The sequence below is a fragment of the Fructilactobacillus myrtifloralis genome (assembly GCF_024029335.1).
In the GTDB taxonomy this organism is placed as follows: Bacteria; Bacillota; Bacilli; order Lactobacillales; family Lactobacillaceae; genus Fructilactobacillus; species Fructilactobacillus myrtifloralis.
The window spans coordinates 80,869-97,509 of record NZ_CP097116.1 but is presented as its reverse complement, the minus strand read 5'-3'; the positions used below and the strand labels follow the sequence as shown (position 1 = coordinate 97,509).

Below are 16,641 nucleotides of genomic sequence, written 5' to 3'. Positions count from 1 at the left end.
TTATTTGAATTTTACCACCGTTGACCCGTCTCCACCAGCATTAGCTGGTGAAAAACCAAAGGACGCGACCTGCCGGTTCCGTTTCAGGTAATTCGTGACTCCGGTTCGCAAGGCCCCGGTTCCCTTCCCGTGGATAATTGTAACCGAAGGATACCCGGCTAGGAGCGCCGCGTCAATGTAGCGATCCAAACGCTGCATCGCATCTTCATACCGCACGCCCCGTAGGTCTAAAGTGGTAGACAAGCCCGTTGAACTGGTCCGCCGTACGCTGGCTTTGGGTTTGGACTTCGGTTTTTCTGGTTGCACCTTTTCTAAGTCGGATTCGGCCACCTTCATCTTTAAAATTCCGAGTTCCACTTCCCAGTCATGGTTTCCAACTTTTTTCAGCAGCACGCCTCGTTGCCCATAAGTTTTCACTAAGACGTCGTCACCCGCATGGAACTGTTTGCGAGCTTTTTGGCGTTTCAGCACCCGGTTATGCTTTAGTTCTGGATGCTGTTCTAACGCATTCAGTTTCCCCTGGTCGGCAATGATTTCGTGCTCTTTAATGGCTGCCCCCTGCTTTTGCTTGTGGTGCAAATCAGCAATCACGGCGTTGGCTTCCCGTTTGGTCCGCGCAACTAGCTGGTTAGCATCCCGCTTGGCGGCGTTTAACATCTGATCTCGCTGTTCCGTAAACTGGGTAAACTTAGTTTGTAACTCCGCATGTAAATCGGTGGCTTCCGTTAACTCACGGTCAAGCGTGCGGGCACGTTCATCCGCTAGTTTGGTCTGCTGGGTTAGTTGCTTAATCATCCGATTAATTTCCTGGCTGTCCTGACTAGTAAGCGAACGAGCTTCGGCAACAATGTCCGCTGGCAACCCGAGGCGCGCGGCAATGCTCAACGCGTTACTCTGCCCGGGAATTCCCATTAACAGCCGGTAAGTTGGTTGCAAGGTGGTTTCATCAAATTCCATCGAAGCGTTGGTCGTTTCTGGCCGGTTATACCCGTATACCTTTAGTTCCGGGTAGTGGGTCGTGGCCAACACCTCGCTTTGCTTGGCACCAATCGCATCCAGGATGGCAATCGCCAGGGCCGCTCCTTCATGCGGATCGGTCCCCGCCCCCAGTTCATCGATTAACACCAAACTCTGCTTAGTGGTTTGGTTTAAAATTTGAATGATGTTATCCATGTGTGACGAAAAGGTACTCAGGTTTTGCTCGATCGACTGTTCATCACCAATGTCCGCAAACACTTCGTCAAACAAGCCTGCCTGGCTCCCTTCGTTGGCAGTTACAAATAACCCCGATTGCGCCATTAATTGTAACAAGCCCAGGGTTTTCATTGTGATCGTTTTTCCCCCGGTATTGGGACCCGTAATGATGATTTGGCGGTACGTAAACCCGAGGGTCAAATCGTTACCAACCACCTGGTCCTGATTAATTAACGGGTGCCGCGCCTGCTTTAACTCCACCTGGTTGGTAGCGGAAAGACGGGGCTTAGTGGCCTGCATCTGGGCGGCATAGCGGGCCTTCGCGTTAATAAAATCAAAGTGACCTAACTTCTGGGCATTCCCTTGTAACGCCGATCGTTCGGGGCGCAACAGATCCGATAGTTCCCGCAGAATGCGTTTACTTTCTTCTCGTTCGTTACTCTGCTCGCTTCGTAAGTCATTGTTTAAACCAACCACACTGGCAGGTTCAACGTACAACGTCTGCCCCGTCGCACTCTGGTCGTGGACAATCCCGCCCACTTTTTGCTTAGCCTCGGCCTTCACTGGAAGTACGTACCGATTATCCCGAATCGTAATGACCGTTTCGCTCAAATCCTTGGCTTTTTTGCCGTGCAGATAGCTTTCCATCCGCCCCTTAATGGTTCCCTGGAGTTGTAAAATGCGCCGCCGAATGGACCGCAGCGTTGCGGATGCATCGTCCTTTAAAAACCCGTTTTCATCAATCGACTGCCGCAGCCGCGTTGCAATGTCTGGCAAACTAGCAAAGGTCTCTGCCTCTTGATCCAATAAATTCAGGGGAACATGGTCCGCTTCTAACTCAGCAAAGAACCGTTGTACCCGGGCACTGGCTCGTAACACGGCACTGATCCCGGCCAGTTCCTTTCCGTTCAAACTCGCTCCGACCCCGAGCCGTTTTACCGCCGGTGTAATGGATTTGAGCTTTGGCAGTGGTAGCGGGCGATTCAACCGGTATAACTGGGCCCCATCGTCAGTTTCATCCAACCACCGTTGCACCGTGGCCTGGTCGGAACTGGGAAGGAGTTGCTGTAACTCTGCCTGTCCCGCTTCCGTCACCAGCAGGGGGGCAAGCTGATCCTTAATTCGTTGGTATTCTAATGTCTGTAAAATTTTTTCGTTCATGATCTCATCCTACCCAACTTACTCGGTTGGCTCTGAATCATCACTAGCATGGTGCGACCGTAATTGATCCAGTTCCAACTGTTTATCCAGTTGCTCTGAAATGGCATTAAACGCCAGTAAAATCGCTGCATCTTCATCACTCAGCTTTTGGGATTGGTTTTTTAACTTGGTCAAATCATCGTTTAACAGCTTGGCCACGGCTCGCATGTGCTCATCGGAGGCCGTCCCAATCAGGGTGTATTCCTTCTTACCAATGCGAGTTTTAAATCTTCGTTTGCTATTCACGTCAATCCCTCCAATATGGTCTATTTTATCATGGATAACAAAAAAAGGGGCGTCCCACTAACGGGCCGACCCTCCTTTCACACTCACTTACATTTTACCGTTGGGATCTAAAAACGTGTTCAGCGTTTCTTGGACCATTTCCCACTCGGCGTCGCTTTCAATTGGCTCTAAATCTGCATCGTCTGGCGCGGTCGGATCCGCCCCCTTAGGTAAGGCATACGCTTCAATGTTAATACTGTCGTTGCCTGCTTCAGCAGCCGGGTACATCAAAATGTACGAGCGACCGTAATCATCTGATGAAAAGGTAAACAACTCGTTGTATAAAATTTCGTTGCCATCTTCATCAATTAAGGTAATTTGTTCTGTTTGTTCTTCATCTGCCATCTGTCTTCTCCTTTGGCTTAGCCATGGTTCCGATCTAAATATCCCTGCAAAATTAATTCTGCGGCCACTTTATCAATGACCTTTTTCCGTTTGGCCCGGGAAACGTCTGCTTTTTCAATCAGCATCCGTTCTGCTTCGACCGTGGTGAGCCGTTCATCTTCAAACTCAACGGGAACGTGAAACTGGGCCCGCACCATTTTGCCATACCGTTTGGACGCCTTCACTCGGGGCCCGGCCGTATTATTCATGTTCTTCGGTAACCCAATTACCACTAACTGGACATCGTTGGCCGTAATGAGTTCGCCGATCCGCGCTAAGCCAAATTCCTTTTCGTCCTCGTTAATTGGTACAATTTCAACGCCCTGCGCGGTCCAGCCCAGCGCATCGCTGATTGCCACGCCGACCGTTTTCGAGCCGACGTCTAATCCCATAATTTTCATTCCAACATCCTATCATCTAATAACGGCAGTGACCGCTTACTTAGCGGCCGTTTGCGTGGCTAACCATTCTGAAGCAGCCGTAAGTGCTGCCGGAATTCCAGCGGGGTTTTTCCCGCCGGCCTGCGCAAGGTTCGGGCGGCCGCCCCCGCCCCCTTGAATGTGACCTGCAATGGCCTTAATTAAATCGCCAGCCTTAATGCCCTGTTGGACGTGCGCTTCATCAACTGCCACCAACAGGTTCGCTTTACCATCAGTCTCAGTTCCTAACACCAACACGTTTGACCGGGCTTCATTCCGCCACGTATCTGCTAGTTCCCGAAGCTGGTTCATGTTGGCATTTTCCAACTGACCAGTCAGTAACGTAACGCCGTTAATCGTCTCCGGGTTCGTAAAGAGGTCCTGAGCTTCCTGGTTAGCCAGTTTAGCTTCTAGCGATTCCTGCGTGCTCTCTAGGGTCTTAATCTGGGCTTGCAGTTCTTTGACCCGACCGGGTGCTTGTTCATTAGTCGGCACCTTCACTGTTTGCGCAATTTCTGTGAGCATTTTTTCTTCATCGTTCAGGTAGTCAAAGGCCGCTTTGCCAGTAACGGCTTTAATGCGCCGGATTCCAGCGCCCACTCCACTTTCTGAAAGGATCTTAAATAACCCAATTTGACTCGTGTTGTGAACGTGATCCCCGCCACAAAATTCGACAGAAAAGTCCCCGGCCTTTACAACCCGCACTTGATCCCCATACTTATCGTCAAAGAGCGCAATGGCTCCCATTTCTTTTCCAGTTTTTTGGTCCGTCACCACCGTTTCCACTGGTAAGCCAGCAAAAATTTGGTCATTGACCATGCGTTCTACCTTCGCCAAATCGGTTTGGGTAACCGAACCAAAGTGGTTAAAGTCAAAGGTTAGATAATCCGGTTTTACGAGCGAGCCGGCTTGTTCGGTGTGCCCACCAAGCACCGTTCGTAGTGATTGATCTAACAAGTGGGTCGCAGTGTGATTGCGTTCAACTCCCGCGTGAAAGTCGCGGTCAACCTCTAAGCGATAAGGTTGCCCTTGAGTTAAGGGACCCGTTACCTGAATAGTATGCAAGTTTTGCCCGTTGGGTGCATGTTGGACATCTGTCACTTTGGCAACCTCAGTCCCGTCCTCAGCATAAATGTTCCCAATGTCTGCGACCTGACCACCCATTTCAGCATAGAACGGGGTTTTATCAAAAAGCACTTCCGCCGTTCCACTGGTAACCTGATCAACCAACTGCTCGTCCACAATGATATCCGTGACCGTCGCAGCTGGAACCGTTAACTGGTCATAACCCACGTACTCACTGGGCGTTTTCAAATCTAACAGGAGGTCCCGTTGTACCTTCATTGAACCTTTGTCACCCCGGGCTTCCCGGGCCCGCTGGCGTTGCTGTTCCATTTCCTGATCAAAGCCGGTTTCGTCAACTTTAATCCCCCGGTCACCGGCATATTCCTCCGTCAGTTCTAAGGGAAAGCCGTAGGTATCGTACAGTTGAAACGCATCGGCCCCAGAAATTTCATCGGCCCCAGCGGCTTTAGTCTTTGCAATCAAGTCATCGAGGAGTTTAATCCCGTCGTTAAGGGTCGCATTAAACCGGTCTTCTTCGCTCTTCACAATTTTTTGAATGTACGCTTGTTGTTCCAACACCTGCGGATAATGCGACTGCATGATCTCACCCACCACGGGAACTAATTGGTACAAGAAAGCTCCGGTAATTCCGAGCTGATGACCATTCACAGTGGCCCGCCGCAGGAGCCGACGAATTACGTACCCGCGGCCCTCGTTTGACGGCAGCGCGCCGTCGCTAATCGCAAAGGTAATGGCCCGGATGTGATCGGCAATTACCTTAAACGCGATGTCATCGTCAGCGTTTTGGCCGTACTGGCGGTGGTCGCTCATTTGTTCAGTGCGCTTAATTAACGGTAGGAACAGGTCCGTTTCAAAGTTAGTGGGAGCATCCTGAAAGACCGATACCACCCGTTCTAAACCCATCCCCGTATCGATGTTTTTCCGTGGTAACGGTTCGTAGGTTCCGGCAGCCGTGTGGTTAAACTGGGAAAACACAATGTTCCAAACTTCTAGGTACCGCTCGTTTTCTCCCCCGGGATAGTTTTCCGGGTCGTCTGGGGCTAAGTCATCGTATTTAGCACCGCGGTCGTAAAAGATTTCAGAATCTGGTCCAGACGGTCCCTGACCAATGTCCCAGAAGTTGTCGTCAGCTGGAATTAAATGGTCGGGAGCAATCCCAACTTGCTCCCACAATTCCTTGGTTTCGGTATCTTCCGGGTAATAAGTCACGTACAGGCGGTCTGGATCCCAGCCAAACCATTTATCACTGGTAAGTAATTCAAATGCCCACGGGATGACTTCTTGTTTAAAGTAGTCACCAACCGAAAAGTTCCCGAGCATCTCAAACAGAGTTTGGTGCCGAGCGGTCCTCCCTACGTTTTCAATGTCATTGGTCCGAATGCTCTTTTGTGAACTCGTCATCCGCGGATTGGCGGGTGCCACCGTTCCGTCAAAATATTTCTTCATGGTGGCAACTCCCGAATTAATCCACAGTAAGGTGGGATCATCCTTCGGGATCAGCGATGCACTTGGCACGATCTCGTGCCCCTTTTCATGAAAGAAATCAAGAAACATCTGCCGAATCTGTCCACTGCTAAGTTGTTTCATGTTGGCCTCCTTTAATAAAAAACACCGTTGCGACCAGAGACGCCGAAACGCGGTACCACTCTGTTTGCAACGATGTTGTCGTTAACCTCTTTAACCCTGATAACGCGGGGAACGTTGTGTTATGCACACTCGGTGTGGGAGCCCAAAGGTTGCCGGTGCTTTAGACGGTCTCAGCTACGCGTCCTCTCTGTTAAACCAACCGGTAACCCGGATATCCACAAGCAAATTATAGTCAGAAACACCCATCATTGTCAATTATTGATAGCGTTGTGAACTGCGCTTTTTCTGCTTCTTTTTAGCGCGAATTTGCTGCCGCAGTTCGACCTTCCGGTTCTGATCATCCTTCAGCTTAATGGCGCGCTTAATTTTCTTTTTATAGCCCGGCTTAACATTTCGCTTTTTTTTCTTAATCATTCCGAGGGTGGATCCGTCTAACCGATCGTGGTGCCCACGGTACTGTTGCCGGCGGCGCCGGTCATACGTATCAACCACTTCACCGTGTTTGATTTCCTTGGGCTGAAACTGGACTCCCTTGGCCTCTAACTCAGCAATTTTGGCTTCCTCATCGGGAGTATACAGGGTGATGGCCGTTCCGGGCATCCCGTTACGCCCAGTCCGACCAACCCGGTGCACAAAGTACTCTGGGTCGGTCGGCACATCATCATTAATCACCAAAGAAACACCAGGGATATCAATCCCCCGGGCGGCGAGGTCAGTCGCAACTACGAACTGAAAATCGAGGTTTTGAATCTGTTTCATGACCCGCTTTCGGACCCGGGGTTGCATGCCCCCATGAAGGGTGGCCACCTTTAAGCCCTGCGCTTGCAGGTTGGCAGCCAGATCATCCGCGCGGGTCCGCGTGTTTGCGAATACCAACGCAAGATAAGGATTCCCCATCGTCAGTAACTGGGCAATTAGCTGGTTTTTATCTTTCCCCTTCGTGGAGATTAACCAGTTGGAAACATCACCATTGATCACGTGCTCGGTGGGAATGTCAGTAATCACCGGATTCTTCAGGTACTTGCGCAAGAATGGCTGTAACTTAGGTGGAATCGTGGCCGAAAAGACCATGATCTGGAGCTCCTTCGCCATCCGCGCGGCGATTTGGTCAACGTCCGCTAAAAAACCTAAGTCGAGCGTCATATCAGCTTCATCAATTACTAACCGCCGGGCCGCATTGATTGCTAATTTTCCACTCTTAATGATGTCTAAAATTCGTCCCGGCGTCCCGACAATCACCTGTGGTTGTTCGCGGTCGAGCTTTTCTAGTTGGCGCTCCTTGTCGGTCCCCCCCACGTAGTTTTCCACGTGAATCGCTGCCGGACTAAAGCGAACGAGTTGTTTGATGTTTTCGTAAATCTGATAGGCCAGTTCCCGGCTGGGGGTGGTAATTACCACCTGCGGTTGCTGGTCAGCCGGATCCAGTTGGTCAAATAACGGTAACAGGAAGGCGTGGGTTTTCCCACTCCCCGTTGCCGATTTACCCACGAGACTTTTGCCGTGTTGAATCGTGGGAATAACCTGCGCCTGAATGGGCGTGGGGCGTTGAAAGCCCAGGTCCGTTAGCGCGTCCATAATAAAGGGTTGAAAATGATAATCTTTAAAAGCAGCACACATTAAGCGTTCCTTTCTGGTTTATAAGCGGTCGTCAGTTGGTCTAGTTCGGTAATTACCGCTTTAATTTCCGTGGCATCAGCAGCCGTCGCTCCACTAGCCAAGGGATGACCGCCCCCATGATGTTGCTTGGCCAGTTCGTTAATGGCGGGTCCCTTGGACCGGAGTCGAATGCGGTAACTTTCGTCCTTTTGTTGCACAAAAATGGCCCAGGCGACCACTTGGTCAATGTTGCCGGGGAGGGGGACCACTGCCGATGTGCTGTCATCGCCCAAATTCATTTGCGCAATCACGTCATTGGTCAGGCACACGTAGGCCGCCCCAGAATCCGTAATGTGGAGTTGCTGGTAAACGTACGCGGAAAGGTGCGCTAAGGGAACGTCAATTTCATCCTCTTTTTGCGCCACTGCCGTCGTCGAAAAATCATGCTGAGCCAGCTGACTTGCCACCCAAAAGGTGTGACTCGTTGTCGCCGGGTACTTAAACCGCCCGGTATCCCCAACGATCCCCGTGTACAACAATTCCGCTGCATGATCGGGCATTTTTAACGCGGGATTTTCTGCGTACCAGTCGTAAATCATTTCAGAAACACTGGAAGCTTCATCGTTAACCCACATTAAGTCCCCAAACTGGTCATCGTTTGGATGGTGATCAATTTTAATCAAGCCCTTCCCCGTGGCAAAACGCTGGTCGTCAACCCGGGGTTGGTTCGCAGTATCCACCACAATCACCAAGGCTTGCTGATAGATATCGTCACTAATCTCAGTGGTCGTCCCGAGCTCCTTAAAGCCTGCATACTGCTTTCCAACGCAGTAAACCTGTTTGTCAGGAAAACTAGCGCGGATAATGGCCGCTAGTCCCATTTGAGAGCCAATCGCATCCGGATCCGGACGCTGGTGCCGATGAATAATAATTGGATTGGCCGCTGCAATGCGGTCGTAAATTTCAGTTTGAATGCTCATGGTGCAAGACTCCTGTCGTCAAAGGTTTTAACAGTTAAGTATAACCTTTCTCCGGTCATTAGCAAACCCCTATCTAATCTCGAGCGGTAAATCAATCATCTGAAAGTTCAACTCGGCCAGGTTGGTTACCGTAATTCCCACCAAGCGGATGTCCAGCTTAGTCGGCGGCAAATCATCAAAGATGGTGAGAGCCCGCTCGTAGAGTTCCTGGGCATCGAGCGGCAAAAAATCAGATTCAGTCACCCGCTTCGTCAGCGTGCTAAAATCCTGATACCGTAGTTTTAACACCACCGTCTTTCCGTGTTTTTGGTGCCGTTGTAAGGCTGCCACCACTAATTCTGCCAGGCGGCGCAGTTGAGTTTGGACCTCCCCGCGACTATGTAATAACGGATTGTACGTCCGTTCCTTACCAATTGATTTTCGTTCTCGTTGGTACTCGACCGGGCGCTCATCAACTCCGCGGACCCGCCGATATAAAAAGTACCCAAACTTTCCAAACTGGTTCATCAGTTCTAATTCTGAAAATTGATACAAATCAGCACCCGTTTTAATCCCCAGTGCTTCCATTTTCGGCAGGGTCTTCTTTCCCACTCCCCGGTATTTTTCAATCGGAAGGGCCCACAAAAAGGCCTGAGCCTCATCGGGATTAATAACCGTCATCCCAGCCGGCTTGCGGTAGTCTGATGCTTCTTTTGCTAAAAATTTACTGTAGGACAGCCCCGTGGAACTGGTTAAGTGGGTTTTCTCCCAAATCTCACTTTGTAACCAGTGCGCCAAAAGGACCGCATCGTCTAGGTGCAGTTTGTTCGTAGTGATATCCAGGTAGGCCTCATCTAAGGCCACCGTTTCAATGCGGTCGGTATATTCATGAAATAACTCGTGAATTTGGTCAGACACGGTCCGAAACAGCTCAAAGTCCGGCGCCTTAAAGACCGCGTGCGGACATAATTCGAGCGCTTGACTCGCTGGCATTGCCGAGTGCACGCCGTACTGGCGGGCGCGGTAGTTCGCGGTGGTTACGACTCCATGACCGCCCGTTTTACGCGGATCCTTCGCAATCACGAGTGGTACCTGGGCCAACTCAGGATGCTCGCGTTCTTCGATTGATGCAAAAAAAGCATCCATATCAACATGCAAAATGCGGCGCTTCACAATTCGCTGTAACTCTGCTTGGACGTCCATGCCAACCTCCTTCCCTAATTGCGAACATACGTTCTAATCACTCCAGAAAAAAAGTCTGTCTCCAGACTGATTTCCTATTTCTGATCTTGTTCGTCGTTGGTTTGACTTGCTTCTGGTTGGGCGCTCGCAGCGTCAGCCTTTGGTTGCGCTGGTGCTGATTGGGCTGCTGTGGGTTGTTCCACATTGGCAATCGCGTTCAAGTCAAAATCAAGATAAACCCCATCACAATCAATGGTTACCAAGCCCCGGTCACGATTAATCTGATCAATCACCCCGTGTAAGCGGCCAATCGTAACTACGTGATCACCCTTTTTCAAGGTTTTTAAGGTTTCTTGGTGCTTTTGTTGTTGCTGCTTTTGTGGTCTAATCATGAAGAAGTACATTAAAGCAAACAAAACGATAATTACAATAATTCCAGCATATTGTCCCATTATTCTCACCTCGGTTTCAGTTTTAAGTTAATTTTAGCAAAAAAAAGTGGGTACGCCTAGGGCTTCGCCTTAATCGGCCGAAAATGGTTTCCCCAGGTGCTCATACGCCGCCTGCGTGACCATCCGCCCCCGCGCGGTCCGCTTTAAATAACCACTCTGAAGCAGGTAGGGCTCACACATTTCTGCGATTGTTTCGGTTTCTTCCCCCACGTTCGCCGCGAGCGTGTTCAAGCCTACGGGCCCCCCGTTATAAAAATCAATCATCGTGGCTAATAACTTGCGATCCGTTCGATCAAGCCCCTTACTATCCACCCCAAGCGCAGTTAGGGCCTGGTCTACACTGGCAACGTCAATCTGGTCCTTACCAAGGACCTGGGCGAAGTCGCGGACCCGTTTTAGTAACCGGTTCGCAATTCGGGGAGTCCCCCGGGAACGGAGGGCAATTTCATGCGCCCCCTCTGGTTGAATTTCCGTTTGAAAGATCTGCGCTGACCGGCGCACGATTTGCTCTAATTCGGCCGGCTGGTAGTAATTCATGTGTTCCACAATTCCAAACCGGTTCCGAAACGGCGCATCCAGTAACCCTGCTCGCGTCGTAGCCCCAATCAGCGTGAACGGTGGCAGGGCAAAGTGGACCGGATGAGCCGTTGGTCCTTGTCCCACTACAATGTCGATGTAAAAATCTTCCATGGCGGAATATAACATTTCCTCGACCGACTTTGGCAGCCGATGAATCTCATCAATGAACAAAATATCACCGGGCTCAAGCTCATTTAACAGCGCCGCCAAATCGCCACTTTTTTCAATCGCTGGGCCACTGGTGGTTTTTAAATGCACGTCCATTTCGTTGGCAATCACCGTTGCTAACGTGGTCTTCCCCAACCCGGGGGGACCAAATAATAACACGTGATCGAGCGATTCCTCGCGTTGCTTAGCCGCTTCAATGTACACCCGTAATGAACGCTTGATTTCAGTTTGCCCAATGTACTGAGCAAAGGTCTGGGGCCGTAAGGTTTGTTCAAAGGATCGTTCTTCGTCATCCGATGTTTGCGTAATGATTCGCTTCTCCACGATCATCCCCCCTTTTTACTTATTTCGTTAAGAGTTTTAAGCCTCGGCTCAAATATTGATCGGTCGTCAATTCAGTTTTCGTGGCCAGTTGTTCCTTGATCTGTGCCACGTCCTTTTCCTTAAATCCCAGTGCGGTCAACGCCTTCAGGGCGTCCGCTAGTTGGGCGTTCTCCGGAGGCTGCGGACTGGCTACGGTTGTTGCGGTCGACGTGGTCGTTTCCAGCTTATCTTGCAAATCCAAAATAATCTGACGGGCAGTTTTCTTCCCGATTCCCGGAAACTTGGTCAAAAACTGGACATCTTCGGACCGAATCGCGGTGATCAAGCCCTGGTTATCGTTGCCCGCCATAATGGCGAGCGCACTTTTGGCCCCAATGCCCGAAACGTTTAGCAGCTGTTCAAACAGCTGCTTGTCAGCGGCTGTGGCAAATCCATACAGCGTTTGACTGGTGTCCGTGACCGCTTGGTGCACATAAATTTTTTGGGGCGTGGCAGCTGCCTGCTCAAAGTGATACGGATTAGCGACATACACTAAGTACCCAACGCCCCCCACCTCAACCACAATGGCTTGGGGGGTAATGCTCGTTACAATTCCATTTAAGTATTCAAACACCGGTTAGCCTCATTTCCGTTAAAATTCCCACCGTTCTGCTTCGTGGGCATCCTGAATCCGTTTAAACATTGCTTCCAAATCCGTGGGCGAAAAGTTGACGAGAACCGGCCGACCGTGGGGACAATTATAGGGATTTTCACACTGCCGCAGGTGATCTAACAGCGCCTGCGCCTGCTGCCGGTCCAAGTGATGGTTCGCCTTAATGGCTTGCTTACAACTCATCATAATCGCTGCTTGTTCACGATAATCGGCTACCGACAGCTTTTGATGTTGCAAGCCCCACTCAATTAGCTCCCGAATCGTCTGTTCCTCTTCACCTGCTCCGATCCAAGTCGGATGTTGCCGGACCAAGAAACTGTTGCTCCCAAACGGCTCTAAAGTCAGACCAATGGCCGCAAAGTCAGGTAAATGTTGCTTAATGACCAGGGCTTCACTCGCGGAGTAATCCAGCACGAGGGGCACCAACAGGTTTTGTTGGTCGGAACTCACGTTTCCCGATTCCGTCCGGAACTGTTCGTAGTTAATGCGTTCCTGCGCGGCGTGTTGATCGATGATGTACATGCCCAACTCGCTCTCCGCAATCAGATAGGTGCCATGGACCTGTCCCACATACCGCAAGACGGGAAATGACTCCGAAGCCTCGGGTTTGGTAGTCTTTGGCGTGGCGGTGGGGTTAGGAAGCGCAACTTCTGCAACGGTGCGATTTGAGGATGCTAATCGCTCTTGTTGATAGTGCTTTGCAAATTCCTGCACCGCTGGTTTTTCCAGGTCCGTCTTGGTTTTCACAATGACCGGTTTAACCGTGGTCTCCGGACGGGGGGCTTCTTCTGCGGTTGGTTCCGCCGGTGCGGCCGTAGCCGTGACGGGCGGCTCTTCATCCGTCAAATTCAGCGCCACCTCCACCGAATTATGCCGCGCCACCCCACTTTTGAAGTGGTGATTATCCAAGGCTGCCGGAATCAGGTTCCGGTCTGCGAGGGTCTGGGCAATGGCGTGCGTAATAAACTGGCTTAGTTCGGTTTGATTTAACAACCGCACGGCCTGCTTGGTGGGGTGCACGTTTACATCTAGCTGGGTTGGATCCATCGTAATCCGTAATATGCTAACTGGATACCGGCCCACCATTAGCTTCGAACCATACCCGGCGATAATCGCCCGGTTTAACTCAGGATCCTGGACAAACCGTCCGTTGACAATCACCGAGAGGTACTTGCGACTCGCTCGGGTTAACTCCGGCAAACTAGTGTAGCCCTCCAGTTTAAAGTCTTCGTTGTGCGCCGTGACCGGAATCATCTTTTTCATGCTTTGATTATTATAAATACCCGCAATCACTTGCTGCAGGTTCGCCCGGCCCGACGTGCGGAGTAACTCCTTGCCGTCATGCACGAGCGAAAAGGCAATTTCTGGATGACTCAGGGCCAGGTGATTAACCGTCTCGGTAATTTTACTCAATTCGGTACTGCTAGTTTTTAAATAATCACGGCGTTTGGGGGTGTTAAAGAAGAGGTCAGTCACTTCGATGGTCGTCCCCCGGCGGGTGGCAGCCGGAAGCTCTGCTTCCACTTTGCCCCCCTTCATTTGTAGTTCTGTGCCCGGGTGCACTCCATCCGAGGTTTTCATGTCTACCGCAGCCACGGCCGCAATACTCGGTAAGGCTTCGCCCCGAAACCCGAGAGAATTAACCCGAAATAAATCCGCCTGATTCCGAATCTTACTGGTGGCAAACCGTTGAAAGGCCAACCGCACTTGTTCTGGAGCAATCCCATCCCCATTATCCGTCACCTGCATGCTTGCTAGCCCACCATGGTGGACCGTGATATCAATCCGCGTGCTGTGGGCATCAATGGCATTTTCCACGAGCTCTTTCACGACGGAGGCGGGTCGTTCAATCACTTCCCCCGCTGCAATTTGATCCGCTAAAATGGTCGGTAATTCATGGATGGCTGGCATGCTCCGGTCACTCCTTTCGTAGTTGTTGTTGCCAATGATAAACCAAATTCATTAAATCAAGAGGCGTCTGCCCCATCAAATCAGTACTCATGATTTCCTTTAATAACTGTTTTTCTGTCGGCGTCAACGCTGGTTCCTCGGTCGGTTGCGGCGCCGGTTCCGGTGCAAATAGTTCCATTTGCTGATCCGTGGTGGTCGCTTGGTCAGCTGTTTCAGAAGCTTTCGCTGGAGCTGGTTGCGTTTGCAGCTGGTGGGCAACCTGCTGCCCGTTTTCAGCTTCCAAATGATCCAGGACCGTTTGCGCCCGCTCTAATAAGCTATCTGGTAGTCCAGCCAGCTTGGCCACGTTAATTCCGTATGATTTGTCGGCTGGGCCTGGCATGATTTTATGCAAGAAAACCAACTGGCCATCCTGTTCCACGGCCCCAACGTGAATGTTTTTTAAGTGGGGTAACTGCTGGTCTAAATCAGTTAGTTCATGGTAGTGGGTGGAAAATAACGTCTTGGCATGAATCCGATTATGAATGTATTCAATAATGGCCTGTGCCAACGCCACCCCGTCATACGTTGACGTGCCCCGCCCTAGTTCGTCTAATAAGATCAAACTGTTAGCAGTGGCCGTTTGAAGGGCCTGGTTGGCCTCTTTCATTTCGACCATAAAGGTACTTTTCCCTGAAATGAGGTCGTCGGCTGCTCCAATCCGGGTGAAAATCTGGTCGAAAATGGGTAGTTCTGCGGCCTCAGCTGGAACAAAACACCCCATTTGCGCCAAAATCACAATTAAAGCCAGTTGCCGCATGTACGTACTTTTCCCGGACATATTAGGACCAGTAATCAACAAGACCTCGGTCTCTGGATCCATGGTGATACTGTTCGGAACGTATTCCTGGGCGCCAAGCACAGTTTCCACCACCGGATGCCGCCCGTTGGTAATCTGCAAGCGGTGGTCCTGGTTAAACTGGGGTTGAACAAATTGTTGGCGTTCACTCACCTGGGCAAAACTTTGTAAGACATCTAAACTAGCAATTCCACTTGCCAACGTTTGGACCCGCGGAATCTCTTGTTTAATTTGGTCTCGCAGTTGCGTAAATAACTCATACTCCAGGTTTTGGGACTTATCCTGCGCCTCCAAAATCAAACTTTCCTTCGCCTTTAGTTCGGGCGTGGTAAAGCGTTCGGCGTTCGTTAGGGTTTGCACCCGTTCGTACCGATCGGCGGGCAGTTTTGGCAGGTTAACTTTCGAAACTTCGATAAAGTAACCAAAGACCCGGTTGTACTTCACCTTTAAGTTACTAATACCGGTTAGATCACGCTCTTGGGCTTCCAGATCTGCGAGCCAGTGCTTCCCATTTTTCATGGCATCCCGATATTGATCGAGCTGTTGGTTATAACCGGACTTAATCACCCCGCCGTCCGTAACGGAAATCGGCGGTTCTGCCACAATCGCTGCTTCAATTTGAGCGCGCACGTCTGCTAAGTCATCCAATCGGTTGTACAACTCGGCAAAGTCGGGCGTATCTAATTCATCTAGCACGTGCTTAATCTTAGGAATTTGAGCGAGGGACGTTGCCAACTGCATTAAATCGCGCCCGTTCACGCCCCCAAAGGAAATTCGGCCGGCAAACCGTTCAAGGTCATAGACCTGAACCAACGCTTCTCTAAGTTCGTTTCGTTCATAATAATGCTCTAGAAAGGTAGCTACTAGTCGTTGCCGGGCCTCAATCGCTGCTTGCTGGAGCAGAGGGCGTTCCAGCCACTGTTTCAATTTGCGGCCTCCCATGGCCGTTTTAGTTTCATCGAGAATGCCTAAGAGGGTCCCCGCCTTTTTACCCGTGCGGATGTTCTTAGTTAGTTCCAAATTATACTGAGAATTATGATCCAACTTTAAAAAGGAACTGGGCTGGTACTCGTGGGCGGGTTGCAGGTGGGCTAAACTCCGCTTTTGGGTCTCAGTAACGTATGTTAGCAATAATTCACCGGCGTGTTTTAGCACGGTGGTCTGCAGGCTAGCGAGGAGTTGTTCGTTCGCCACCGGAGCGGGAGTGGCTTCAGACACTAAAAGCCCCAATTGCTTGATCTGCTGGGCTAACTCCGGCAGCTCAGTGCTATTTAGGACCACTTCTTTTGAGTTTAAATTAATAATTTCATTTAAAACGGCCTCCCTGCTATCGAGCTGGCAGGCCATCATTTCTCCGGTTGAGAGTTCGAGGTAGGCCAAGCCAAAGCAGTTGGCTTCCGCATCAAAAACCACTCCCGTTAAGTAGTTATTCACCTTGGCAGTGTCCGCGTGGTTATCGGTTTGGGTTCCGGGCGTCACGAGTTGAACGACCTCCCGCTTCACCATCCCCTTCGCTAGCTTTGGATCCTCTACCTGCTCACAAATTGCCACTTTATAGCCCTGATCCACCAACGTATCAATGTAATTTTGCGCCGAATGGTGGGGCACTCCACACATGGGAATCGGATCGTCGGCATTATGATTGCGCGCGGTCAACGTGAGTTCCAGCAGCTGGGCGCCCTTAACCGCATCATCATTAAAGAGCTCATAAAAATCCCCGATACGATAAAACAAAAAGGCATCCGGATACTGATCCTTAATTTTTTGATACTGCTCCATCATCGCAGTTGTTTTGGGTTTGTTTGCCATTCTTTCACTCTTTCCC

At 50.6% G+C, this 16,641-nt stretch carries 13 protein-coding genes; all 13 read right to left on the bottom strand.

Annotation, left to right across the window (positions count from 1 at the left end; translation table 11 throughout):
* The gene (locus M3M35_RS00485) at positions 1-2,355 is read right to left on the bottom strand and encodes an endonuclease MutS2 (protein ID WP_252750082.1); all 2,355 of its coding nucleotides are present in this window, start codon (positions 2,353-2,355) and stop codon (positions 1-3) included.
* Between the two features lie 18 nt (positions 2,356-2,373).
* Positions 2,374-2,640, bottom strand: coding sequence for a cell division protein ZapA (locus tag M3M35_RS00480; RefSeq protein ID WP_252750081.1), 267 nt, complete (start codon positions 2,638-2,640; stop codon positions 2,374-2,376).
* An 87-nt stretch (positions 2,641-2,727) separates the two neighbouring features.
* Positions 2,728-3,024 carry a DUF1292 domain-containing protein gene (locus M3M35_RS00475; RefSeq protein WP_252750080.1) on the bottom strand — a complete coding sequence of 99 codons (297 nt, stop codon included), beginning with the start codon at positions 3,022-3,024 and terminating at the stop codon, positions 2,728-2,730.
* 17 nt (positions 3,025-3,041) lie between these two features.
* Positions 3,042-3,464 carry a Holliday junction resolvase RuvX gene (ruvX, locus tag M3M35_RS00470; protein WP_252750079.1) on the bottom strand — a complete coding sequence of 141 codons (423 nt, stop codon included), beginning with the start codon at positions 3,462-3,464 and terminating at the stop codon, positions 3,042-3,044.
* 36 nt (positions 3,465-3,500) lie between these two features.
* A complete protein-coding gene (gene alaS, locus M3M35_RS00465; protein WP_252750078.1) occupies positions 3,501-6,155 on the bottom strand; it encodes an alanine--tRNA ligase in 2,655 nt (884 codons plus the stop codon).
* A 255-nt stretch (positions 6,156-6,410) separates the two neighbouring features.
* Entirely contained in the window at positions 6,411-7,772 is a 1,362-nt protein-coding gene (locus M3M35_RS00460) for a DEAD/DEAH box helicase (protein WP_252750077.1), read from the bottom strand.
* Complete coding sequence (locus tag M3M35_RS00455) at positions 7,772-8,731, bottom strand: DHH family phosphoesterase (RefSeq protein ID WP_252750076.1); 960 nt, start codon at positions 8,729-8,731, stop codon at positions 7,772-7,774. Before M3M35_RS00455 ends, M3M35_RS00460 begins: the two co-directional genes overlap by 1 nt.
* Positions 8,732-8,800: 69 nt before the next feature.
* Positions 8,801-9,913: a DNA polymerase IV gene (gene dinB / locus M3M35_RS00450; RefSeq protein ID WP_252750075.1), complete on the bottom strand. Its 1,113-nt coding sequence runs from the start codon at positions 9,911-9,913 to the stop codon at positions 8,801-8,803.
* A gap of 74 nt (positions 9,914-9,987) precedes the next feature.
* Positions 9,988-10,344: a preprotein translocase subunit YajC gene (gene yajC / locus M3M35_RS00445; RefSeq protein WP_252750074.1), complete on the bottom strand. Its 357-nt coding sequence runs from the start codon at positions 10,342-10,344 to the stop codon at positions 9,988-9,990.
* Positions 10,345-10,413: 69 nt separating this feature from the next.
* Entirely contained in the window at positions 10,414-11,421 is a 1,008-nt protein-coding gene (gene ruvB / locus M3M35_RS00440) for a Holliday junction branch migration DNA helicase RuvB (RefSeq protein ID WP_252750073.1), read from the bottom strand.
* Positions 11,422-11,434: 13 nt separating this feature from the next.
* The gene (gene ruvA, locus M3M35_RS00435; RefSeq protein WP_252750072.1) at positions 11,435-12,028 is read right to left on the bottom strand and encodes a Holliday junction branch migration protein RuvA; all 594 of its coding nucleotides are present in this window, start codon (positions 12,026-12,028) and stop codon (positions 11,435-11,437) included.
* Between the two features lie 18 nt (positions 12,029-12,046).
* Positions 12,047-13,978 carry a DNA mismatch repair endonuclease MutL gene (mutL, locus tag M3M35_RS00430; protein WP_252750071.1) on the bottom strand — a complete coding sequence of 644 codons (1,932 nt, stop codon included), beginning with the start codon at positions 13,976-13,978 and terminating at the stop codon, positions 12,047-12,049.
* A gap of 7 nt (positions 13,979-13,985) precedes the next feature.
* Complete coding sequence (gene mutS, locus M3M35_RS00425; RefSeq protein ID WP_252750070.1) at positions 13,986-16,625, bottom strand: DNA mismatch repair protein MutS; 2,640 nt, start codon at positions 16,623-16,625, stop codon at positions 13,986-13,988.
* Positions 16,626-16,641: the final 16 nt, after the last annotated feature.